Below are 22,832 nucleotides of genomic sequence, written 5' to 3' on the forward strand. Positions count from 1 at the left end.
TAGGGCAACCCAGGTGATCCAGTCAGAGAAAATGCGCAGGGATAGAGCGGAACTCAGTAGCGGCGAGCGGATTTTGAGGCGCTGTCGTCATCAAGCAAGCTGAACTGGTAGTCGCACAGTTCAGCACGACGGCGATCACAGGCTTTCTGGAACGTGGCCTGCGATCCTGGCGTCAGGGTGTCTTCGATACGAGCAATCAGCTTTTCCAGCACGTGCTCCTCTTTTACACAGCGTAGCTTTTTCAGGTAGTGATCGACGGTCATAGTGCCTCCTTGCTGGCTTTGGATGGGGAAACAATCGTCATGCTGCGCGCGAAGAGTACATGCGATAGTGTTCAAAAGATATTCAATTTTTGTTGCGGCGTTGTTGGAAATCGACGTCAAAGGCATGGAATATGAAGGGTTATCAGGTGGATAAGCCGGAGTTTTGCGCTAAACGTGCAAGAGTATTTTCAGAAGTTTCAGGGGCGGGGTGGGGGAAGTGTCTGTAGGGTTGATAGGAATCGAAGGCCTAAAAGCCAAAAACCATCCCGTAGGCTGGTTTCTCTGAATAAGTGGTGCCCGGACTCGGACTAACGCCGCAGGCGTTTGAACAACGCGCTTGTCGCGTTGGCCCCGAAGGGGTGAGCCGCTTGCGGCGAATCATCGAACCAAACTTCGATGAAGAGTCCGGAAATACAAAAGCAAAAACCCAGCCATAGGCTGGGTTCTCTGAATAAGTGGTGCCCGGACTCGGAATCGAACCAAGGACACGGGGATTTTCAATCCCCTGCTCTACCGACTGAGCTATCCGGGCAACGGGGCGCATTAAACCTTAATCAGTGCTGTCCGTCAACTCAATTTCAGGAAAAAACGACTGTTTGCTTAACTTTGCGGCAATCTGAACGGTTTCGCCGCAATTTCCCGTGTTCAGGTCAGTGCGCCGCCAGAACGGCATTGGGCGAAACGCAAAATATCTTCAGCCAGACGCTGTGCTGTGTCGACGTCCTGTTGGCTGCGTTTGACCAGCAGACGGCTCAGGCAGCCTTCCAGCACCAGTTCCATTTGCTTCGCGACCATGGTTGGGTCGTCCACTTCCAGTTTTGTCAGCAGGTCGTGCGTGAACTCGTGAGCGGCGCGTTTTTGCAAATCGGCCAGTTGGTGAATCGGATGCTCTGGATCAGGGTAGAACGTGCAGGCGGCGATAAACAGGCAACCCGGATAGCGACCATTGCTGACACACTCTGTCAGGGCGCTATAGCGGGCCAGCAGTTTTTGCTCGCTGCTCATCTCTTCGTTGAGCATCAGTTGCCGACGCCAGGTATCAACTTGTTGACTGAGGAAACGCAGCACGTCATACAACAGCGCTTCTCTGTCGGGCCAGAAACGCTTCAGAGACTCGAGCGGAACGTCGACCTTTTCGGCCACCATTTCCAGCGTTGTGTCGGCAATCCCTTTGATCTCAAGTAATTGCAGGGCTTGTCCCAATACGTCTTCGCGTTGCACGGCTTTCTCCTCCGTTTATCCCTTTAAAAGTGTCGTTTACCGGGGCAGTTTCTGCAAATGCGTGTAAAACGCACTGGCATCCATAAACCCGGCAACCCGCATGGCAGGGATTTCATTTCCTGCGGCATCAAAAAACAGAATGGTCGGTAGACCCGGAACCTGCAACTGTTTCAGCAGGGCGGCATCCTGCGCTGTGTTGTGGGTCACGTCCGCTTGCAGCAAAACGGTGTTTTTCAGCGCTTGCTGTACCTGTGGATCACTAAAGGTGTATTTCTCGAACTCTTTACAGGCCACGCACCAGTCAGCGTAGAGATCGAGCATCACCGGTTTCCCCTTTGCTTGCGCCAGCGCCTCGTTCAGGGCTTCCACATTCGCAATGTTGGTGAAATTCAGGTGTGCTTGCTGCTGTGCGGCTGGTGCGCCAAATGCCCAATCTTGTAACGGCCGAGCACTGACCAGCGCGGCAGCGAGCAGGGCAACTTGCACGATGCGCATCCACGGCTTACCTGCCGTCAGGCTGGTAATAAATGCCCAGCCGAAGAAGGCAATGCCGAGCAGCGACCACAACCGCAGCCCCCACGTCTCACCCAGAATACGTTCGAGCAAAAAGACCGGCAGGGCAAGAATAATAAATCCAAAAGCGATTTTAACTTGTGCCATCCACGGCCCACTTTTCGGCAGCAGGCGATTGCCAAAGACGGTGACCAAAATCAGCGGAATGCCCATACCCAGAGCGTAGAGATACAGCGTCCCACCACCCAGCCAGAGGTTCCCGCTTTGCGCGATGTAGAGCAGGATCGCACTTAAAGGCGCGGTGGTACACGGTGAGCAAATCAGCCCGGCAATGGCGCCCATCGCAAACACGCCACCCGCCGAGCCGCCCTGTTGGCTGTTGCTCATTAACGTCAGCCGGGTTTGCAATGAGGACGGCAGTTGCAGTGTGAACAGGCCAAACATCGACAGCGCCAGCAGGATGAACACAGCAGACAAGCCGATCAGCACATAAGGATGCTGAAGCGCGGCCTGGAACTGCAGCCCGGCAGCCGCCACGACCAGCCCTAACGCGGTATAGGTTAGCGCCATTCCCTGCACATAGAGGAAGGCTAGCAGCAGCGCTCGCCCGGTGGAAAGGCGCTGTTTGCCGCCTAACACAATGCCGGAGATCAGCGGATACATTGGCAGAACGCAGGGCGTGAATGCGATGCCAATGCCAATCAGCAATGCCCACAGGGCAGAGAAGGGGAGTTCGGTTTGAGTGTTCCCCTTCTCCCCAACCCTCTCCCCGGAGGGGCGAGGGAGAACGACAGTACTTTCTGTTTGAGCTGCGGGAGTGGCAGTCGCAGCAACCACCGCACTCAGCGGCACCACTTTGGTTTCTGGCGGATAACAAAAACCGGCTTCAGCACAGCCTTGATACGTCACCGTCAGCGTGGCGCCTTTACTGGCTTCAGCCACCGTAAGCGGCACCGTCAGCCGTTGGCGATAAATTTCACTTTTGCCAAAGAATTCATCTTCATGCCACTCGCCCTTGGGGAGCTGCAAGGGTGAAATTGAGGCCTGAGAAGGCGTGACGGAGACCTGTTTGCGGTAAAGATAGTAGCCGTCTTTAATCTGCCAGCTCAGCGTCATATCGTGCGCGTTTTGCTGAAAATCGAAGGCAAAGGCCTGATCGGCAGGAATGAAATTCGAGCGGCCGGGTGCGTCAAATAACCCGGCGAAGGCTGAGGTGCTGCACAGCAGCAGGATCAGCGTAAGGATGCGTTGAGCCATGAGAGGTATTCGTTGTCTCCGTGGGAAACGGGTAAAACCAGCAGTTCCGGGGTCTGATACGGGTGATGAGACTTCAGGCAATCCAGCAGTGCTTGTTGATGCGCCGTGTCGGTTTTCAGCAGCATCTGCACTTCATATTCCTGTTCTAACTTGCCTTCCCAGTAGTAAAGCGAAGTGGCGCCAGGCAACAGGGTCACACAGGCCGCGAGTTTCTCGGCCAGCACTTTGGCGGCGAGATCCTGAGCGGTGGCTTCATCCGGGGCGGTACAGAGTACAACGACTGCGGTGGGCAGGGTCATCTTCAACCTCGTATCGGCGAAAAAAGGCACTATAGCACGACGCAGGGGGGAAGGATGAATGACTCGGGCCGCTTAGCGGCCCGACTTTAAGTATTTTTACGCTCGACTGAAATCAGAGGATAAAGCTGCCCAGCACGAAGCCAAAGCAGACGGAGAAGATGACGCCCATCGTGCCAGGGATAAAGAACGGATGGTTGAAGACAAAGCGACCAATGCGCGTGGTGCCAGTGTCATCCATCTGTACTGCTGCGACGAGAGTCGGGTAGGTTGGCAGAATAAACAAACCAGACACAGCGGCAAACGAGGCCACTGCGGTCAGTGGCGATACGTTCAAGGCCAGTGCCATTGGCATCAGCGCTTTCGCCGTGGCCGCCTGAGAATAGAGCAGCGCTGAGGCGAAGAAGAAGATAACCGCCAGAAGCCAAGGATGGCCCTGAATCACGCTGCCTGCGGTCTCTTTGATCCAGTCGATATTGTGCGAAACGAAGGTGTCACCAAGCCAGGCAACGCCCAGAATACAGATACAGGCGCTCATCCCTGCTTTGAAGGTGCTGGAACTGAGAATGCTGTCGGTTTCGACCTTACAGATAATCGTTGTCAGGGTGGCAACGCTCAGCATGATGATCAAAATGGCATTGGTGGTGTTCATCAGCGGTTTCGCCACCAGACCCAGGCTTGGACTGTTGACGATGGCATAAGCGACCACGCAAAGCACGCCCACCAGGAACAGCAGCACCGACAATTTCGCCTTGGGTTTAATCTCCATTTTGCGTTCGCCACGGAGCTCAACCAGCCCTTCTTCCAGACGCTTGAGGTAAACCGGATCGTCGGAAAGCTTTGAGTTGAAGAGCAGGGTGACGAGGAATGACATCAGCAACACCGCCATCAGAGTCGAAGGGATCACGACCGACAGCAAATGAATGTAGCTGACGCCATGGCCTTCCATCACCGAAGACATGTACACCACGGCGGCAGAAATCGGGGAAGCGGTAATGGCAATCTGCGCGGAGACAACGGCTGTTGAAAGTGGACGGCAAGGTTTCACACCCTGTTCTTTTGCCACTTCGGCAATGACTGGCAGGGTGGCCAGTGAGATGTTGCCAGTGCCCGCAAAAATGGTCAGGAAGTACGTCACAATCGGTGCGAGGATGGTGATGTATTTTGGATTTTTGCGCAGCAGTTTTTCTGTCTGATTCACCAGGTAATCCAGGCCGCCGGCAATTTGCATGGCTGAGATGGCTGCGATCACCGCCATGATGATGGAGATAACGTCAAACGGGATCTTGCCGGGCTCCACGCCAATGGCGGCGAGGACCAAAACACCGAGGCCACCCGCATAACCGATGCCGATGCCCCCTAGTCTGGCGCCAAGAAAAATCGCCGCCAAAACGATGATCAGTTCAATGACTATCATAACCGCTTCCTTGATTGTTAGATGTTGGATAAGTGAATGTTATTATTTTGATATTCACTATAAGCAAAAAGGCACGTCACTGTGGACGTGCCTTTTTGATTTTAACCCGAAAGATTACTGTTCGTTTTCATCGGTAAAGCGTTTCGCTTTATAAGCCGGGTGCATCAGGTTCTGGGCGGAAAAGATATCGTCCAGTTCGGCTTCGGTTAACAGGCCGCGCTCGAGGACCACTTCGCGCACGCTTTTACCGGTTTCGGCACAGATTTTCCCGACGATGTCGCCGTTGTGGTGACCAATGTACGGGTTGAGATAGGTGACGATCCCGATGGAGTTATAAACGTAGCTTTCGCACACTGCTTTGTTAGCGGTAATGCCGTTAACGCACTTTTCCAGTAGGTTGTAGCAGGCGTTGGTGAGGATGTGGATGGATTCAAACATCGCCTGACCAATCACTGGCTCCATCACGTTCAGCTGCAACTGGCCGGCTTCAGAGGCCATGGTTACCGTGGTGTCGTTGCCAATCACTTTGAAGCACACCTGATTCACCACTTCTGGCACAACCGGGTTCACCTTGGCTGGCATGATGGACGAGCCCGCCTGCAGTTCTGGCAGGTTGATTTCGTTCAGGCCTGCGCGTGGACCGGAAGAGAGCAGGCGCAGGTCGTTACAGATTTTAGAGAGTTTCACCGCCAGGCGTTTCAGGGCGCTGTGCACCATGACGTACGCGCCGCAGTCAGAAGTCGCTTCAATCAGGTCTTCCGCTGGCACAACAGGCAGGTTCGACACTTCTGCCAGTTTCTGTACAGCCAGTTGCTGATAGCCGTCTGGTGTGTTCAGGCGTGTGCCGATGGCGGTTGCGCCAAGGTTCACTTCCAGCAGCAGCTCAGCGGTACGCAGCAGGTTTTTGGTTTCTTCGTTCAACAGCACGTTAAACGCGTGGAATTCCTGGCCGAGGGTCATCGGGACTGCATCCTGCAACTGGGTACGGCCCATTTTCAGAATGTCCTGGAATTCGACGGATTTACGCTGGAAGCCATCGCCTAATTGATTGATGGCGTCCATTAATTTCACCACGGAAGCATACACCGCGATGCGGAAACCGGTTGGGTAGGCATCGTTGGTCGACTGGCACTTGTTCACGTGGTCGTTCGGATTAAGGTATTGGTACTCGCCTTTTTGGTGGCCCATCAGCTCAAGGCCAATGTTGGCAAGCACTTCGTTGGTATTCATGTTGACGGACGTGCCCGCGCCGCCCTGATAGACGTCAACCGGGAACTGATCCATGCATTTGCCGTTATTCAGGACTTCATCACATGCGGCAATAATGGCATTGGCGACACCTTTTGGAATGGTGTGCAGCTCTTTATTCGCCAGCGCGGCGGCCTTCTTCACCATCACCATCCCGCGGACAAACTCCGGGATGTCGCTGATTTTGCTGTTACTGATGTAGAAGTTTTCAATCGCTCTCAGAGTGTGGACACCGTAGTAAGCGTCCGCTGGAACTTCCCTGGTACCCAACAAGTCTTCTTCGATACGAATGGTGTTTAACATGTGAACCTTCTTGATTAATCTGCCAATGAATTCACCGTACACACAGGATGAGTGGGGTCATGTGTGTTTTCTGACCGACGATTATTTCCTTAATCGGCCCGGTGCCCATGATCATATGCTGATAATAGCGAATTGCCGTAATCTGGATCACTTATTATGTGCCGATCCGTATCAGATTTATTAATCTGTGAAATGAATCACCGCAAAAACAGTGTGGAAAAAAATGATTCCTCGGATGGATTGAAAATGGCGGTTTTGCCTCCATCTCCTGAAAACGCGATTCGCAAACTCATTCAGACCGTTGCCGGGAGCAGCGGTTGTCCAACAGGAGAAGCCAGTGCGCTGGATACCTTTTATTGCCTTTTTCTTATACGTCTACATTGAGATCTCGATTTTCATCCAGGTCGCTCATGTTTTAGGCGTGTTCCTGACCCTGATTCTGGTGATTTTCACCTCGGTTATCGGTATGTCGCTGATCCGCAACCAGGGCTTTAAAAACTTTCTGCTGATGCAGCAGAAAATGCAGGCGGGTGAAAGCCCGGCGGCAGAGATGATTAAAAGCGTATCGCTGATCATTTCTGGCCTGCTGCTGGTTATCCCCGGTTTCTTTACCGATTTCCTTGGCCTGTTGCTGCTGTTGCCGCCAGTGCAAAAACACCTGACGCTCAAACTGATGCCTCACCTGCGTTTTTCCCGTATGCCGGGCGGCGGTTTCAGTGGCGGAACCAGCGGTGGTGAGACGTTTGACGGGGAATATCAGCGCAAAGACGAACAGCGCGATCGCCTCGATCACAAAGACGATCTGTAATTTATTGACCTGGTGGCGCTGTCGCTCTGGTGTTGTAGGCCGGATAAGCGAAGCGCCATCCGGCACTCAAACCACGCTGCGTTTAGGTAAAAACAGCCACAGCGCCGCCAGCATCACAATGGCGTACAGGCTTTTCAAACCCACCATCGCCAGCAACAACAGGCACAATATCCCGCCAACAACCGCAAGCACTCTGTATCGCCCCTTCAGTAATCGGCAACCCGCCAGCATGCACAGCAGATAAATCATAATAAAAATGCCATTGGCGTAGACGATCAGCGCTTCGAGATTGATATCCAGCATATAGATGCAAAGTGTGCTCAGCACACAGCAGCCCAGCACCGCGTTAAGTGCATTGAGCGGGATTCGGCGTGGTGATAACTGCGCCAGGCGGCTGTCCGGACGATACTGCGCCTGCGACCACACCAGACGCGCAAAGCTCTGGATATAGATGTTAAGACTCGCGAAGCACGCCAGGAATCCGACCACACTCGCAACCCAAAGGGCTTTCACGCCAAACAAAGTGACGACAATTTCCGGGAGTGAAGCGGCGGCGGCTTTGTCTGCGCCAAAAGCGTGGAAGTGCAAAACTAACACCGTGCACGCCCAATAAACAGCGCCAGCCAGCAGCAAGCCGATCATCAAGGCGCGGGGGAAATCACGTTCAGGTTGTTTGAATTCGGACGCCATGTGCGCAAAAGCTTCTAGCCCGACGAAACACCAGAACATGACCGAGAGTGCAGCGAAAAGCTGTGAGGTATTGACGTCAGTCACGGGCGGAAAGGGAATCGCGGAAAGTGTGATATCGCCCGCCCACCAAAGGGCTGCAATCAGAACAACAATCAATACGGCAACCAGCGTTTGCAGGTTAGCGCTGGTGCTAGCGCCGCGTGAGCCGACCCACCAGACAATGCCCAGCGTGCCCAGTTCTGCCAGCAGCAGTTGCTCATCGTGCCAGCCAAAAAGTGCCTGACTGAAACCGGTGGCAATATGCAGAGCCGCTGGAAGCCCGACGGGAATGACTGAGAGAAAAAGCCAGCCTGTGACACGCTCCAGCCGTGGACCAAACGCCATGCCGACGAAATGCGCGACGCCGCCTGCGCTTGGGAAATGGCGGCCTAACAGAGCGAAAACGATAGCGATGGGAAATGCCAGCAGAATCAGTGCAGGCCACGCCCACAGGCTGTTATTGCCCGCCACTAACGCGCCCAGCGCAGGGACAGCAAAAACCCCCGTTCCCAGCAAAGAGGTGGAAAGTAATCCCACGCCCTGAGCCAGCCCCAGTTCTTGTTTTAAACCACTCATTACTTCAACCTCTTAGATGAATGTCTGCATCCTGGCATTTTTAAGCCGTGCTGTGTTTCGTGACATAAGTCCGTTTCAAAATTTTTTTTGATTTTGCCCCTTGAAGGCCTTGTCTGCCATCCCCATCTCTCAGGTCACTAGCCGGAAAACCGATTGCGGCCCGGCGTCACCCATAACTGATAAAGACTTTCTCAAAGGAGAGCTATCAATGAGTATTCGTCCGTTACATGATCGTGTGATCGTCAAACGTAAAGAAGTTGAATCCAAATCTGCTGGCGGCATCGTGCTGACCGGTTCTGCTGCTGGCAAATCAACTCGTGGCGAAATCATCGCTGTCGGTAAAGGCCGCATCCTGGAAAACGGAACCGTGCAGCCGCTGGACGTGAAAGTGGGCGATATCGTTATCTTTAACGATGGCTACGGCGTGAAGTCCGAGAAAATCGACAACGAAGAAGTGCTGATCATGTCCGAAAGCGACATCCTGGCAATTGTTGAAGCCTAATCCACGAAACGAAGTTAAGGGAAAAGAACAATGGCAGCTAAAGACGTAAAATTCGGTAACGACGCTCGTGTGAAAATGCTCCGCGGCGTAAACGTACTGGCAGATGCAGTGAAAGTGACCCTGGGCCCGAAAGGCCGTAACGTGGTTCTGGATAAATCTTTCGGTGCACCGACCATCACCAAAGACGGTGTTTCCGTAGCACGTGAAATCGAACTGGAAGACAAGTTCGAAAACATGGGCGCGCAGATGGTGAAAGAAGTGGCCTCTAAAGCGAACGACGCTGCAGGCGACGGCACCACCACCGCAACCGTACTGGCGCAGGCTATCATCACTGAAGGTCTGAAAGCTGTTGCTGCGGGCATGAATCCGATGGATCTGAAACGTGGTATCGACAAAGCTGTCGCTGCTGCGGTTGAAGAACTAAAAACCCTGTCTGTACCGTGCTCTGACTCTAAAGCTATTGCACAGGTGGGTACCATCTCCGCTAACTCCGATGAAACCGTCGGTACTCTGATCGCTGAAGCGATGGATAAAGTCGGTAAAGAAGGCGTTATCACCGTTGAAGACGGTACCGGTCTGCAAGACGAACTGGACGTGGTTGAAGGTATGCAGTTCGACCGCGGTTATCTGTCTCCGTACTTCATCAACAAGCCAGAAACCGGCGCTGTTGAGCTGGAAAGCCCATTCATCCTGCTGGCAGACAAAAAAGTCTCCAACATCCGTGAAATGCTGCCAGTCCTGGAAGCCGTAGCGAAAGCGGGCAAGCCACTGGTTATCATTGCAGAAGATGTTGAAGGCGAAGCGCTGGCAACTCTGGTAGTGAACACCATGCGCGGTATCGTGAAAGTGGCTGCTGTTAAAGCACCTGGTTTCGGCGACCGTCGTAAAGCTATGCTGCAGGACATCGCAACCCTGACTGGCGGTACCGTTATCTCTGAAGAGATCGGTATGGAGCTGGAAAAAGCGACCCTGGAAGACCTGGGTCAGGCAAAACGCGTTGTTATCAACAAAGACACCACCACCATCATCGATGGCGTGGGTGAAGAAGCGGCAATTCAGGGTCGTGTGACTCAGATTCGCCAGCAGATCGAAGAAGCTACCTCTGACTACGATCGCGAAAAACTGCAGGAACGCGTAGCGAAACTGGCTGGCGGCGTAGCCGTTATCAAAGTTGGCGCGGCCACTGAAGTTGAAATGAAAGAGAAGAAAGCTCGCGTTGAAGATGCCCTGCACGCCACTCGTGCTGCGGTAGAAGAAGGCGTGGTTGCTGGTGGTGGCGTGGCACTGATTCGCGTAGCGTCTAAGCTTGGCGAACTGCGTGGCGTGAACGAAGACCAGAACGTGGGTATCAAAGTTGCACTGCGTGCGATGGAAGCTCCACTGCGTCAGATCGTACTGAACTGCGGTGAAGAGCCTTCTGTTGTGGCGAACACCGTGAAAGCGGGCGACGGTAACTACGGTTACAACGCGGCGACCGAAGAGTACGGCAACATGATCGACATGGGTATCCTGGACCCAACCAAAGTAACCCGTTCTGCGCTGCAGTACGCTGCTTCTGTGGCTGGTCTGATGATCACCACCGAATGCATGGTAACCGACCTGCCAAAAGGCGATGCTCCTGATTTAGGCGCTGCCGGCATGGGCGGAATGGGTGGCATGGGCGGCATGATGTAATACATCCTGCCTCTGTCGGTAAGTGGGAAGCCAACTTACCTCAGAAAGCAATGCCATAAACCGGTTCGCCAGGCGTCTGACGCTGAAAGCTGAAGGTTTGTCAGGCGAACATAAAGCACCGAACGATTCTGTCGTCGGTGCTTTTTTTATCCCGAAAATCGATTCTTTACGGCGCGAGTGCTCCTGGCGTCATCGTCTATTTCTTAGCTGTTGGCAACGAGTCCACACGTGGTAACGGGGCATGTATAGCTTGATATTGCCTTCGTCGCAAAGCGGTAGTTTTGACGAGTAAATTTTAAAGGTACGAGTACGGGCATCAGAGGAATTTATCTCATGCCGGATGACCCACTCCGCTCATCATTGATGGCGATTACAGCGGTATGCTCCCTCAGTATGCGGGAAAACGGATAGCGGTGATTGGCTAGTCCAACCGTACGGAGCCTGAGTTTCGTCTCTCATCATTTGCGAATTTCCAGGGCTGGAGCGTAGAGGCTAAAAGCAGGAATGACGCAAATTGAATGGCCGTCACATTATATTGAATGATCATTATGAATGATCAATTCTAATTTATTATTGATATTTTTAATATTAATGAATTCCTAAAGTAAGGCATAACACCTAATTTTATTCATCATTACCTCACCGTGTGCTTATAATATTTTCGCTGAGGTATTAACGGGTGGGGGTAGGTGGGAATTCGTTGCTTTAGGCGGAATGACCTCTTTTCGTGATTTTTGTTCTGCTTGCTGGATGTTAATAATACTGATTGTTTAGCAGCAGATCAGATGGCCATCAGCGGTGTCGAAAGTCGACGTATATTACAGGAACCGTTCAAACCAAAGGATTTAAGGTATGAATAACGCAATTAATGCGATAAAGCGCAAAGTAAATCAGTACCAGGAAATTAAGAAACAACGTGGTGTGACGTTGCTCGAAATTATCATTGTTTTAGGTATCGTGGGCATTATTGCTGCGGGTGTGATTATTCTTGCGAACCGTGCCTTTACGGCACAGGATATCAGTGAGTTAGTCGATAATACCAACTCCGTACGCGTAGGCACGACCGAAGCGTATAAAGACTCTGCTGAGTATCCAGCCACTGTTGACGCCACCCCTTTAACAAAAGCTAATGTTTCCACTTTAGCCAACGACTCTATTATCTCTGCCCTTGTTAAAATGGGCAAAATTTCTGCCGATGAAGCCTTTAACGGCATGTCTAATGATGCCTTTGAAATCGGTGGGGTTAAATATGCCACTGCAGATTCAAAAATGAAAGGTTTCTATATTGTTATTAACGGTCTGGATACTGAGGATTGTCGTAATATTGCCTCTCAGATCGGTTCGCAATGGGACTATGTTGCCTCCGGAGTGGCAGCGGCGGGCGCAGCGTTAGGTGCCACCGGCGCGCCAGGTCAGCTATCAGGTGATGCTTCCGACTCAATTCTGAAAACATTGACAGCTGATAATTTAAACCCGGCAAGTATTGTCAAAACTGGTTTCTGTGACAATTCTACTAGTGCTGGCTCCGATAATGCACTGATCTTAGGCAGTAAATAAGCCAGGCGTTAACGTTTAAGCACCAAGCTTACAACATTTATTGTTGTAAGCTTGTTTCTGTCTCTGCCCGGGTGATGAGAATTATTATGCGGAAGGTAAGCAACTGCAAAGGATTTACCTTATTGGAAATGATTGTCGTCATGGGCATCATGGGCATCATTTTTACGTCATTCGCACTCTATAAAAAAAGACAAATAGAATCCGTGGCAAGAGAAAATCTGGCGAATGTCATTGTCGGTGAAATGTATGGGTTTTTGCAGTTTACGCATGAGGATGAAATCGAGCTGAACAGTGATGACAATGCCGATGGAGAACGAGATGTCATCCTCAATCCGCTTTATGATAAGTCTATTCAGCCTACCGATGATAAAGGGAAAGCGTATAGTTGGCGTTCAAATAATAGGGCTCTGAATGATGAGCCGGGAAATGAAAATCAATATATCAAGTGGGATAATGACCAAATGCGAGGGTATTTTACCAGCCATCGCTGCTTCAGTTCGAGTAACCAAAAAGTCGCTGATAAAGAGTTTACTACCGACTATTTGCGCTGTAACCAGCCTCTTAACAGTCAGGATAAATTTCTGGTTCTTGAAAGGATTGACCTTATAGGGAATGGGGTGGAAGGCGATCGAACCATCCAGCGGATAGACTTCTTTGTGAGTTTCCATCCTGGAAAAGAGGGTAGTAAAGACATCGATAAGTTTTCACTCGAAAACTATGCGACAGCATTCAGTCAGGCCCTGTCTCATTACAACATTGCCTATACGCAGGCAGATTACCTCTACCGCTCATCGGCTCTAAAAAGCGATGCCATCAATTTTGGCGTTGGCTGGAAGCTGCTAAAGGCGAAATCAGCCAGCTCAACCGACGATGCCATACCGTTTGGTAGCCTGGCGTCCTGGCTCGATAAAATTGACCAAAATGCAGAGCAACTGGGCATCCGTTTCAGTTTTATACCCGGCATGGGTGAAATGGTTAAACCGGACGGGTCAATCGGCGTTGATAAATTATGCTGGAATTATGATGAAAATAAGCTCACGCATTGCCTTGAAGTTGAAAAGGGAACGGGACGTAACAGTGAGCAAGGCGTTATGCACCTGACTGCCAAAAATAATGAAAATGAAACGGTAACAGGCACGCTGATGGCAAACGTTATTTTTGAAGGAGAAGCCTACAATCCTGAGTCAGGTCAAAATGAAATCGCATTAATGACCAGCCCCGTCATTTCTTACCAGTCCTTTGGCAACACCAAAGGGGGAACAGATGTCATTATCGATGATCCCGAAAATTACGATAAAAATGTAACCGATGAGCCTGGGTACATCAAACTCCCGGTGCAGACATGCCCTGTGGCACCCAACGTTAACGATCCAGCCAAACCGATTCAACTTTATCCTCGCCTTGCCGCGGCACTTTCCTCGATTGTGGCCGATGTGGGTAAAAGTGAAAATTCGGATGGCACGATTGAAGATGACGGTAACTTTTCTGACTTCTCGAACAGTGAGATGAACCGGGTATCTGCCAACGGTGTTCTGGATCATTTAAGCGGTGTGGCGATTCAGGTCAATTTCATTGATGAAACTGAGCCTGCGTCTGATTACTGGGTCGTGAGTGCAACCAGTGGCGTTTATGACAATGTGTCAGGTAAAGGGGTCAATGTGATAAACCCGGGATCACTTTCTGTCGTTCTGACCTCATGGTGCAGTTCAGTGAAACAACCTGCTCACGGTAAATCGGTTCCAATGCCTCCTACGAAATAGTACAGCCTTGATGAAGAATGGATTGTTTGGTTTTTTGATACTGTTCAGGATGGAATAATATGAAAATTAAAAATCTCGGATGTGCAGTGATTTTGTATTTAGCGTTAGGGACACTATCTCATGCTGCGGGGAATACGGTAGGAAATGTTACGACATCAGCCACGCCCCCTGCCACGCAGACGAATTCCGGAAAAGCATTAAGCCCTTTTTCAGCTGACAGTAAACCTGCAACGAGTGGGAGCCCAGTTCCCGCCATCATAATGCCAGCCCCGGTGAATGTGACCATGGTACTGAACAGTGGCGATTTACTCAGTTATGGGATTAAAGTCTGGGCTGAGAAGTCAGGATACAAACTGCTTTGGCAAAGCAAAAATGATTACTTGATTTACAACCCCATTGTCCTCAGTGGCAAAGATGATGATACGGTTTTGACTGAGTTGGGAAGGTTATTTGCCTCTGAAAACTATGGTCTAATTATTAAGAATTATCAGAGAAATCATGTTTTAGTTGTTGATGATATGTAATGTCATAATCTTCATGGATAGAGAGATATGAAATCAAAAATAGTATTGATTGCAATGTTTTTTATCTTGCAAGGTTGCGCAGAAAAATTTAACAAAGAATTTTCACGTGACAGTGCGACCGCTGCCTTAGAAGGTGCAATGTCTGCGGATGAAATGAAAGTTAAGCCGTATGTCAAATATGATACGGCCTACCTGGGTAAAAAAGTTGACTATAGCTCTACCCGGCAGAATCTGTTGGCTAAAAAAGTCAGCATAAACTCCTATGAGCCGACGGATTTAAATACGGTTATGGAAGCCGTACTGGCACAAACGGGGGTTAGCCATCGTATTAATTTAGCGATTCCATCGGAAAAGGGAAGTAGCACCGGGAATGTTGAAATTGGACCACGCAGTATCAACTTTAACGGAACATTTGAAGAGTTTATGCGCTATTTGTCCGCGTTGTATGATGTCAGCGCTGTATTGGATGAAAACAATATTTTAAAAATAGATGCCTTTAGTGTCTATGCAATCAAACTTGATTTCTATGGTGAGAATAATAAATTCGAGGCGAGCCTTGATTTGTCCAACGATGCCGTCAGCAATGGTGGGTTGAAAGGGAAGTCAGAAACGAAATTCGAATCCACATTCTGGGATGATGTCGAGGATATGGCTGATAAGTATGTCTCCAGTGGCATGTACAGCATATTTAAAGATGCTTCAATTGTGACATTGACGGGCCGGCCTTCAGAATATAAAGCCTTGAGTGATGTCCTGGCAAAATACCAGAATGACAATAATCGACAATTTGTGGTTACCTATAAGATCTTTACGCTGAACAAAGAGAAAATGGAAGAGTACGGCGCTGGTTTAAATATGAACTATCAGGATGGTGGCTCCAGCGTTGTCATCGACACAGCAATGATGGGGATGCTCGGCGGTGGCATGACGGTAGTGGCAGGCGCTGACAGGGCGCTAAGCATTGATGCAAAGCTTAATGCATTATATTCACTTACGGGGAGTAAGGTTCTGCAAAGCGGTTCCTTTGTTACGCGTAATAATGTACCCATCCCGCTGAATATGACTAACTCGCAGCATTATGTTTCCGGGCGCACCCGTACGGTGAATAATGATTCTGGCGAAGAAGATATTGAAATTGAGACATCAGAGATTATTACAGGGACCAGCTTTATTATCACACCTCGGGTAATGACGGATGGGCGGGTCGAGGTGACCAGCGGTTTTACCAAGAGCCAGCTAAATTCCATTGATGTCTTTGATACTGTCCAGTTACCGAATGTGACAACAACAGAAATGTTTAATTCAACGGCAATTAACCCCGGCAGCTTATTGATGGTAGCAAAATATGATCTCAATGAGTTGAGTAAAGATAAACAGTATATGATGCTTGGTTATGGTGAAAATGCTAACGATAACGAAAGCACGGTCGTGATGGTGGTGGGGATTGATTATTACCGTGCCCCCTTAAATCGATAATTGCCCAGAGGGACACCATGCTTAAGACTTTATCACGCAATAATATCCTGACAGGCTTAGTCTGGGAGATTTCTGGGGCAGAAAGCCAGGATATAGGGTATAGCCGGTGGATGTCAAATATCCGCCGTAGCCACCGTGTGTACGTCTATAGTCTCAAGGATACAGACGGAACGAGTGAGCTAACGGGATATTCCTCGAAAACAACGCCGGGTTGTGAATCCTTTGCTGTCCATTTGAGAAATCTTTATGGTGATGGGGCTTATTATTTTTCGACAGGAAACAATGAAGTCTATCTATTGATGGTGATGGATGGGGTGATCATCAGTGGTAGTGACTGCGTGGTGACAGAGGCTTTTTTTGAAAAATTTAGTCAGTCATTACCTGACTCCAGATACTCCAGACTGCAACTGATTGAAGTCACCCCAGGACAAATCGATGTTGTCGTTGAATCGTGCAAAGCCAGTCAACTCGTTTATAGAAAAAAGCAACGCCTGTTTTGGACAATGGTGGGGGGGGGCATCTTTATATTACTTTTGGCCTCAGCTATTTTTCTTTATAGCATAATCGCAGGGTGAGATGATGATCAAGCGATTACAGTTAAGAACAAATAGACGCCCTGCTTCGCCAGGCTCAAAAATAGGGTGGGTTGTTGCTATCTTATTTATTGTGCTTATTTCATGTGCTGGAGGTTGGTATTATTTTGTGTATACGCCGGCACAAGAAAAGGCCAAAGCGCTTCACCAGGAACAAGAGCAACTGGCCAAGGATATTAAAGCGATAGACGCTTTTTATCTCAAGGAGTTATCGGGTGGCAGTGTGCAACGTTTTACCGAGTTGGCCAATGAAATCGTTGAAAGCTCAATAATACTTCAGAAATTCAATTATGTTGATGAAGTCTTCACCTGCACGGCAGAAAACTGTGTTTTTAGCTACAAATTGGGCGAGGGAGGCGTATTCAATGTGGCTCAAAAAATATTCTGGGGTGAGGTCTATACGGTGAATTATTCAGACAGCACATATGATTTCACAGGAATAAAATCCAGATTAGACAGTAATCCTGTTCTTACTGCCTATAAAAATAAGCAAAATGCAAAGGTCTATCCCTGCGGTGATTTACTGAGTTATGTTTATTCCTATAATTCTGCATTTATTCATGAAATGCCTTTAACCATTAAATCTCCACCATCGTCGTCGATACTTGCACTTGAAGAGAAAATTGTAAACAAAGGAAAGTTAAAACTGGTTGGTCTCAGTTTTATTCCTTGGGAAGTGAAGTTATCGTCGGTGGAAAATACGAGTGCTAGCTTTGGATATATTAATATTTTGTATCTGGCCAGTTTCTTCGAACGGCAAGCTTACAAAGATGCCTTTATTATTAAAAAAATCGATACTGCGAAGGAAAACAACATTACAGGAGTCATGGTATGCAAAAGTGGAAAATAATGATTGCAACGGCAATTGCTTCACTTTCTTCAGGCAGTTATGCCGACGATGTTGTCAATAATGGTGAAAATCCTGCCGCAGTACCCGCTCCTGTCCAGGAGCACATCTCAAAACTGATGCAAGACGACGTTGAGTATAATGAAAAACTCCGCGAGCTGTCGCATTTGGTTGTGCTGGCCAAATTACGCCTTGAAATAGCAAAAATAAAGAGTGAGGCGTCTGAACTCTCGGCCCCGCCGCCAGTGAATAACGGAGAGGAAAAATCAGGCACTGCTGAGGCCAAACCTCCTGTCGCGTTGATTTCGCCACCACGAGTGCTCATGTTATCGCAGATTGCTGGTGTGACGAAGGCGGCGGTTTCTGTGGGAACGAAAACTATTTTTGTCCGCATAGGGGAGTTGTTTGCGGTGAATGGGAAGCGCTATGTCGTTCATCAGGACAAAAGCGGACAGCGTTCTTTTGTGCAGGAAGTGCCGCAGTGATTATCGATTATATTCAGTTAACAGATGAATCTATTTACAGTAGTGAATGGGTTTTTGCTGAAATTGAAGACCGGATGCTATTGGCCCGTTTGGGGACACAGGAATTTCTGATTTCAACACGCTCTGTTGTTGAAGAACTTCATATTATTCAATATGAAGTGCGTAAAATGAACGATATCCACCGACACAATATTGTGGGTATCGCGGGTGTCACTGAGTCGGTGTACTTCAAAATATTCGAAATTGTCTCATTGCAGAAGCAGAGTCTGGTTTCTTTGGATATCAGTGAAACTCAGAAAGAGCTGGAAGCCATTTTGATTGAGGCGGTGAGGCTCGGGGCTAGCGATCTGCATATCACGCGTAATGATATTTTGGCGAAACTTGAAGTGAGAGTAAATGGATTGTTACTGCCGATGATGCAGATGCCATCCAGCAAATGTGATGAGTTGGTCTTTGTTTTATACAACGTGCAAGCCAGCACCCGAGACACGACATGGAACCGCACTATTCCGCAGAGTGCTAATATTCTTTATCAGTTGAATGCGAGAAGTTTTCGTTTTCGTTATGCCCATTTCCCTATATTTGGCGAAACTGCAGACTGTTATCATGCGGTGCTTCGTATTATTCCGTCTGGATTTTCGAAAGGGACTGTCGCCAATCTTAATAAACTTGGGATATCGCACGAAGAGCTGGAAGACTTGAAGAAAATCCTCAGTAACCCTTACGGCGCTTATATCATTGCGGGGACAACGGGGTCAGGGAAATCCACGACGCTGAAAAATCTGATGGAGTGGTTGCAAATCAACCGCTATGCAGACAGAGGGTGCTTTCTTACGGTTGAAGACCCTGTGGAATATCAAATCTACGGCGCGAAACAAAGTTCTGTGGTGAGTGTTGAAGGGGGTGGGTTTCATTCCGCCATCAAATCAGCATTACGTCGCGATCCTGATGTGCTGATGGTTGGCGAAATCCGTGACAACATCTCCGCCAACGCCCTGGCGGGTGCAGTAGAAAGTGGCCATTACTGTTTTACCACCGTGCACGCCGGTAACATCGTCTCTTTATTGCAACGTCTGTCTGCGATGGGAATTACCAGCGACAAACTCTCAACGCCTGGTTTTGTGGCCGGGCTGCAGTGCCAAAAATTGGTTCCTGTTATTTGCGCCGACTGCCGGCGTTCGCTGGAGCTGCCTTTTGGCGGCCAGATGATGACGCTGTATGAGCAAAGGGAGGAGGGCTGTGAGAAGTGCAATTACACCGGCATCAGTGGCCGGCAGCTTGTTATTGAATATATGCGGCCAACCTATGACGAATTAGCGGCGATATCCAGACAGGAATGGCTACAGGTGTATGTGCTATGGCGAAATAAACGTATTCCCGCGCCTGGATTGAGTGAAGGATTTGAAATTAAGGAGAAAGTCTTTGCCGAAGTACTGCGTGGGCGTGTGTGTGCGACCTGGTTCAGCATGGAGTTCGGTGATGTAGAAAAAGACAATCTGGAGGTCATCCTTGGCAAAGTTCAGTAAAAAACAGCGTCTCTACCTGTATAAGTTTTGCGCCGATATGATCAGCACAGAGCTCCCTCTCTATGACTCATTGCTTAAACTGCAGACTGAGGGCAAGACGCTGCTCGGGCGTGCTTTTGCAAAGAATGTGGGGGTGCTGACAAACAACATGAAGTCCGGACTGACCGGGGCATCGATAGCGGTCATGTTTGAGGGCCTGGTGCCGCAAAGTGAATTAAGCGTGATAAACGCGGCGGAACAAAGCGGCAGCCTCGCGGACGGGTTTATGACACTGGTGAATGTCATCAACTATAACAGCGAGTTAAAGAGCAAACTGATCGGTGCCATTTTGTTTCCGGTCATTATGCTGACCCTCTCTCTGCTTGTCATTGCCGGGTATTCAGTCAAAGTTTTTCCCGCTTTTGAAAGCGTTGTGCCTGTCAACAAATGGCCGGGGGTCACTCAGGCTTTATTTGGTTTTGGCAAAGCCCTTGTTGCCGGGCTATGGATTTATATTCTGGCAGGCGTCATTGCCACCGTTTTTTTATTAAGATTTGTTATTGCTAATTTTTCCGGGCCGATACGTAACAAATTCCTTGATAAGATCTTACCCTTTTCGACCTACAAGCAAATCACGGCCTCGATCTTTCTTAATAACCTGGCGTTAATGTTAAAAAATGGAATCCCTCTGAATGATGGGCTGGCCATTATTTTGCTGAACTCGAACCGCTGGTTAAAATCCCACATCAATGGCATGCGTGAAAAAATGGCGGTAGGGTTGGGGTATGGGGATGCCTTAAATACCGGCCTGTTTGGCCCTGAAACGCTTCTGAATATTAGTTTGTATGCGGGGCTTCCCTCTTTTAATGAAGTGTTAGCGTCAGTCTCCAAAAAATCTCGTGAACAGGTTCAGGAATATATCAAAACCCTTTCCAGCTTACTGAAATCTCTTTCTACCATGGTCCTTGGGGGATGCGTGATATGGGTGTTTGCGGCGTTATTCGCTCTTTCTGACTCGCTCGCTAAGCTGGGTGCCAGTGGTTCATTTTAAAGGAAATAGTATGAATAATTTCAGGATGTATTGGTTCATGACCCCTTTATTCTTCGGAGTGCTGTCATTCAGCGTCTTCTCTGCCACCATCCCGAAAGGGGGCGTTTTCAAATATTCAATAAAAGTCAACGGTGATGAGTTGGGACCGCTGGATATGCCATTGGCATTGCCCATTGCGAATTTTTTTGGCTTTACTCGCGAGGGTAATCAATATTCTTATGAAGAAAAGAACTCCTTACCCATTGCGATCAATATTATGTATATCGAATCGTCACTCAGCGACGCCCCGCCACCCCGCTTACCCTCAATCACTGATGATAACTTCGATTTTTCTGAGCACTATCTGCATTATAAAACAGACGCAACTTACAGCTGGGTCAGCGGGGGTAAGGAAGGGGGATGGGTGATGCCGGTGATTAATGCTCAGCCCTATCAACAGGGCGATCCTTTCCCGGCCGTGACGACCTGTGTGGGGACCCCTGCAACCGTTAAAGAACAGCAGTATAAATGTAAGCCCGGAATGAGCAGCAGTACCCGCAACCTCTCAATGTATGATGAGCTGATTGATGTGGCGGCCAGTATGAACAAACCGTTGTGGGTGGGGACCCTTGTCTTCCCACGCGCCTCAGACGGGCCGGAAGGCTATACGAGCAATGCGGGGACCGGGGGCGAGGGTCATGAGCTGGTTGTTTACCTTCCTCATCGCCATCTGGCATTGATACATCTGGAAGCCGTGTTAATGGGGTCGGCAAACGGCGCCGATCGGCGCCTTGCGGCATGGACGCTTAAAAGCGACGACGGCGAATATTTCGAACCTTTCAGTCAATATAACAATACCGAAGAGTTTGGATTTGTGTCTGCTGGAAACACTACGGATAGCCGCACCACGATTTTTAGCGTCATTCCTTTTTCTCTGATGTCGAATAATCCGCCGCGTATGCCCATCGCCGAGGTCGCTGCTATTCACACACGTCTGGCAGGCGGTGTGCAATGGGCCGATGAATGGAGTGATTTCGCGCCAGGGCAGGGGATAGAGGCATCTCGTCTTTTCACCTGCATGAATGGGGCAAAAGGCTCAGTCGATGATTATACCCAGTTAGCCACTTTTCAACTGCCGGATGTCGACGAGTTTAAGGGGCTTGATGGCAAAACAAGGCTGCTTCCGGAAGGGCAGAAAGGATTCACGTTCGAACAAATCATAGAGCGTCCCCCGACATCAGATGACGCGTATGTCTGTGATACCAAAGGAACGCAGCTATTTTCCCGGCGCATAGATAGCACGTCATCTGGTGGCTGGACTTTGCGCCTCGACTTTACAAACAGGGTTAGCGGTATTACCGCGAAATGACGTTACCACAGATGAGACTCTTTGTTTCACATCAAGGGACTGAGTGTTATGTATAATTTTTATCTTTGGTTTTACCCGGTGATGGCGGCAATTGTGGGGGTATTTATCGGGAGTTTTATCAATGTCGTCATCTATCGTTTGCCGCTGATGATTTACGCGCAAAGCAACGGTGAGCCTGATGCCGGAAAAATAAATTTATGGTGGCCGCCTTCGCATTGTCCTGGCTGCGGTACACCGGTGTGGCGGCGAGATAATATCCCGGTATTAAGTTGGTTATTACGAAAAGGTAAATGCCGCCATTGCAACGGTCATATTTCAGCGCAGTATCTTATTTCTGAAATCCTGTGCGGCGTTTTCTTTACCCTCCTGACCCTCAAAGCCTGGCCGAATTTTACTGAAGCGCAAATCTGCTGTTTTTTCCTTTATTTTTGTTTGCTCTATACGCTGTCGGTGATTGATTTTCAGCACCTGTTGCTGCCCGACACGCTGGTATCGCTGCTTTTATGGAGCGGGCTTGTGGCCTCAATAAGCGGTCTTACCGGGCTGCAGCCTCGTTCAGCCATTGTGGGGGCTGTCGCTGCATGGCTGCTGCTATACAGTGTGATGACAGGGTATGAAAAACTGCGGGGACGGGAGGGGTTAGGATACGGGGATGTGAAGCTGATGGCCGCCATCAGCGCCTGGCTTGGAATCGAAAAACTGCCCGAACTCATTGTCTGGTCAGCCGTCTCTGGCATCGTTATCTACGTCTTGTGCGCGTGCCTTAACAAGCGTCGGGCACTGCACGAGAATGCGGATGAAGCAGAAAAGCACTACATCCCCTTTGGCCCGTCTATTTCCGTGGCCGCGCTGGTGCTGTTTTTTAGCGGGCAGTTCTGA

General features: G+C 49.4%; 21 protein-coding genes and 1 tRNA gene. 14 read left to right on the top strand and 8 right to left on the bottom strand.

Annotation, left to right across the window (positions count from 1 at the left end; all coding sequences use genetic code 11):
• Window positions 1–53: 53 nt before the first annotated feature.
• The 7 genes from ACI2I2_RS19045 to aspA form a co-directional block, all read right to left on the bottom strand.
• Window positions 54–263, bottom strand: a complete 210-nt coding sequence (locus tag ACI2I2_RS19045; RefSeq protein ID WP_404659312.1) for a hypothetical protein — start codon at window positions 261–263, stop codon at window positions 54–56.
• Window positions 264–719: 456 nt separating this feature from the next.
• Window positions 720–795 (bottom strand) — tRNA-Phe (locus tag ACI2I2_RS19050).
• 113 nt (window positions 796–908) lie between these two features.
• The gene (locus ACI2I2_RS19055; RefSeq protein WP_404659313.1) at window positions 909–1,484 is read right to left on the bottom strand and encodes a transcriptional regulator; all 576 of its coding nucleotides are present in this window, start codon (window positions 1,482–1,484) and stop codon (window positions 909–911) included.
• Window positions 1,485–1,520: 36 nt separating this feature from the next.
• Entirely contained in the window at window positions 1,521–3,254 is a 1,734-nt protein-coding gene (locus ACI2I2_RS19060) for a protein-disulfide reductase DsbD (RefSeq protein ID WP_404659315.1), read from the bottom strand.
• Window positions 3,230–3,553: a divalent cation tolerance protein CutA gene (cutA, locus tag ACI2I2_RS19065; RefSeq protein ID WP_404659316.1), complete on the bottom strand. Its 324-nt coding sequence runs from the start codon at window positions 3,551–3,553 to the stop codon at window positions 3,230–3,232. The genes ACI2I2_RS19060 and cutA overlap by 25 nt, the downstream gene beginning before the upstream one ends.
• Window positions 3,554–3,665: 112 nt before the next feature.
• Window positions 3,666–4,967 (bottom strand): anaerobic C4-dicarboxylate transporter, encoded by a 1,302-nt coding sequence (locus ACI2I2_RS19070; RefSeq protein WP_404659318.1) that lies wholly within the window; start codon window positions 4,965–4,967, stop codon window positions 3,666–3,668.
• A 114-nt stretch (window positions 4,968–5,081) separates the two neighbouring features.
• Complete coding sequence (gene aspA, locus ACI2I2_RS19075) at window positions 5,082–6,518, bottom strand: aspartate ammonia-lyase (protein ID WP_404659319.1); 1,437 nt, start codon at window positions 6,516–6,518, stop codon at window positions 5,082–5,084.
• Window positions 6,519–6,855: 337 nt separating this feature from the next.
• Between aspA and ACI2I2_RS19080 the strand changes: the two genes are divergently transcribed.
• On the top strand, window positions 6,856–7,326 hold the full coding sequence (locus tag ACI2I2_RS19080; RefSeq protein WP_404659320.1) for an FxsA family protein: 471 nt from the start codon (window positions 6,856–6,858) through the stop codon (window positions 7,324–7,326).
• Between the two features lie 66 nt (window positions 7,327–7,392).
• Here the strand turns inward: ACI2I2_RS19080 and yjeH are convergent, their stop codons facing one another.
• Entirely contained in the window at window positions 7,393–8,631 is a 1,239-nt protein-coding gene (gene yjeH, locus ACI2I2_RS19085) for an L-methionine/branched-chain amino acid transporter (protein WP_404659321.1), read from the bottom strand.
• A gap of 208 nt (window positions 8,632–8,839) precedes the next feature.
• Here yjeH and ACI2I2_RS19090 point away from each other — a divergent pair, with 208 nt between their 5' ends.
• From ACI2I2_RS19090 to ACI2I2_RS19150, 13 genes are all read left to right on the top strand, one after another.
• A complete protein-coding gene (locus tag ACI2I2_RS19090) occupies window positions 8,840–9,133 on the top strand; it encodes a co-chaperone GroES (protein WP_013367964.1) in 294 nt (97 codons plus the stop codon).
• Window positions 9,134–9,163: 30 nt separating this feature from the next.
• Window positions 9,164–10,807, top strand: a complete 1,644-nt coding sequence (groL, locus tag ACI2I2_RS19095) for a chaperonin GroEL (RefSeq protein ID WP_404659323.1) — start codon at window positions 9,164–9,166, stop codon at window positions 10,805–10,807.
• An 852-nt stretch (window positions 10,808–11,659) separates the two neighbouring features.
• Window positions 11,660–12,364, top strand: a complete 705-nt coding sequence (locus ACI2I2_RS19100; RefSeq protein WP_404659324.1) for a prepilin-type N-terminal cleavage/methylation domain-containing protein — start codon at window positions 11,660–11,662, stop codon at window positions 12,362–12,364.
• An 86-nt stretch (window positions 12,365–12,450) separates the two neighbouring features.
• Window positions 12,451–14,124, top strand: coding sequence for a Tfp pilus assembly protein FimT/FimU (locus tag ACI2I2_RS19105; RefSeq protein ID WP_404659325.1), 1,674 nt, complete (start codon window positions 12,451–12,453; stop codon window positions 14,122–14,124).
• Between the two features lie 59 nt (window positions 14,125–14,183).
• A complete protein-coding gene (locus ACI2I2_RS19110; protein WP_404659327.1) occupies window positions 14,184–14,648 on the top strand; it encodes a TcpQ domain-containing protein in 465 nt (154 codons plus the stop codon).
• Window positions 14,649–14,675: 27 nt separating this feature from the next.
• Window positions 14,676–16,124, top strand: a complete 1,449-nt coding sequence (locus ACI2I2_RS19115) for a type II and III secretion system protein (RefSeq protein ID WP_404659329.1) — start codon at window positions 14,676–14,678, stop codon at window positions 16,122–16,124.
• A 17-nt stretch (window positions 16,125–16,141) separates the two neighbouring features.
• On the top strand, window positions 16,142–16,699 hold the full coding sequence (locus ACI2I2_RS19120; protein ID WP_404659331.1) for a pilus assembly protein: 558 nt from the start codon (window positions 16,142–16,144) through the stop codon (window positions 16,697–16,699).
• Between the two features lies 1 nt (window position 16,700).
• Window positions 16,701–17,567 (top strand): hypothetical protein, encoded by an 867-nt coding sequence (locus tag ACI2I2_RS19125; protein ID WP_404659332.1) that lies wholly within the window; start codon window positions 16,701–16,703, stop codon window positions 17,565–17,567.
• Complete coding sequence (locus ACI2I2_RS19130; protein WP_404659333.1) at window positions 17,549–18,049, top strand: hypothetical protein; 501 nt, start codon at window positions 17,549–17,551, stop codon at window positions 18,047–18,049. Before ACI2I2_RS19125 ends, ACI2I2_RS19130 begins: the two co-directional genes overlap by 19 nt.
• Window positions 18,046–19,575: an ATPase, T2SS/T4P/T4SS family gene (locus ACI2I2_RS19135; protein WP_330983298.1), complete on the top strand. Its 1,530-nt coding sequence runs from the start codon at window positions 18,046–18,048 to the stop codon at window positions 19,573–19,575. The genes ACI2I2_RS19130 and ACI2I2_RS19135 overlap by 4 nt, the downstream gene beginning before the upstream one ends.
• Window positions 19,559–20,605 carry a type II secretion system F family protein gene (locus ACI2I2_RS19140; RefSeq protein WP_404659334.1) on the top strand — a complete coding sequence of 349 codons (1,047 nt, stop codon included), beginning with the start codon at window positions 19,559–19,561 and terminating at the stop codon, window positions 20,603–20,605. Before ACI2I2_RS19135 ends, ACI2I2_RS19140 begins: the two co-directional genes overlap by 17 nt.
• A gap of 10 nt (window positions 20,606–20,615) precedes the next feature.
• Entirely contained in the window at window positions 20,616–21,953 is a 1,338-nt protein-coding gene (locus ACI2I2_RS19145) for a hypothetical protein (RefSeq protein WP_404659335.1), read from the top strand.
• A gap of 48 nt (window positions 21,954–22,001) precedes the next feature.
• Window positions 22,002–22,832, top strand: coding sequence for an A24 family peptidase (locus ACI2I2_RS19150; RefSeq protein WP_330983301.1), 831 nt, complete (start codon window positions 22,002–22,004; stop codon window positions 22,830–22,832).

Origin of the sequence: Scandinavium sp. NPDC088450, assembly GCF_044900545.1 — a bacterium.
Classification (GTDB): domain Bacteria; phylum Pseudomonadota; class Gammaproteobacteria; order Enterobacterales; family Enterobacteriaceae; genus Scandinavium.

Excerpts from the sequence above, each read along its gene's own strand:
- ACI2I2_RS19070 (WP_404659318.1), bottom strand. The coding sequence starts at position 4,967 with ATGATAGTCATTGAACTGATCATCGTTTTGGCGGCGATTTTTCTTGGC.
- ACI2I2_RS19115 (WP_404659329.1), top strand. The coding sequence starts at position 14,676 with ATGAAATCAAAAATAGTATTGATTGCAATGTTTTTTATCTTGCAAGGT.
- ACI2I2_RS19110 (WP_404659327.1), top strand. The coding sequence starts at position 14,184 with ATGAAAATTAAAAATCTCGGATGTGCAGTGATTTTGTATTTAGCGTTA.
- ACI2I2_RS19105 (WP_404659325.1), top strand. The coding sequence starts at position 12,451 with ATGCGGAAGGTAAGCAACTGCAAAGGATTTACCTTATTGGAAATGATT.
- ACI2I2_RS19090 (WP_013367964.1), top strand. The coding sequence starts at position 8,840 with ATGAGTATTCGTCCGTTACATGATCGTGTGATCGTCAAACGTAAAGAA.
- ACI2I2_RS19045 (WP_404659312.1), bottom strand. The coding sequence starts at position 263 with ATGACCGTCGATCACTACCTGAAAAAGCTACGCTGTGTAAAAGAGGAG.
- groL (WP_404659323.1), top strand. The coding sequence starts at position 9,164 with ATGGCAGCTAAAGACGTAAAATTCGGTAACGACGCTCGTGTGAAAATG.
- aspA (WP_404659319.1), bottom strand. The coding sequence starts at position 6,518 with ATGTTAAACACCATTCGTATCGAAGAAGACTTGTTGGGTACCAGGGAA.
- cutA (WP_404659316.1), bottom strand. The coding sequence starts at position 3,553 with ATGACCCTGCCCACCGCAGTCGTTGTACTCTGTACCGCCCCGGATGAA.
- ACI2I2_RS19100 (WP_404659324.1), top strand. The coding sequence starts at position 11,660 with ATGAATAACGCAATTAATGCGATAAAGCGCAAAGTAAATCAGTACCAG.
- ACI2I2_RS19145 (WP_404659335.1), top strand. The coding sequence starts at position 20,616 with ATGAATAATTTCAGGATGTATTGGTTCATGACCCCTTTATTCTTCGGA.
- ACI2I2_RS19120 (WP_404659331.1), top strand. The coding sequence starts at position 16,142 with ATGCTTAAGACTTTATCACGCAATAATATCCTGACAGGCTTAGTCTGG.
- ACI2I2_RS19130 (WP_404659333.1), top strand. The coding sequence starts at position 17,549 with ATGCAAAAGTGGAAAATAATGATTGCAACGGCAATTGCTTCACTTTCT.
- ACI2I2_RS19150 (WP_330983301.1), top strand. The coding sequence starts at position 22,002 with ATGTATAATTTTTATCTTTGGTTTTACCCGGTGATGGCGGCAATTGTG.
- ACI2I2_RS19125 (WP_404659332.1), top strand. The coding sequence starts at position 16,701 with ATGATGATCAAGCGATTACAGTTAAGAACAAATAGACGCCCTGCTTCG.
- ACI2I2_RS19060 (WP_404659315.1), bottom strand. The coding sequence starts at position 3,254 with ATGGCTCAACGCATCCTTACGCTGATCCTGCTGCTGTGCAGCACCTCA.
- yjeH (WP_404659321.1), bottom strand. The coding sequence starts at position 8,631 with ATGAGTGGTTTAAAACAAGAACTGGGGCTGGCTCAGGGCGTGGGATTA.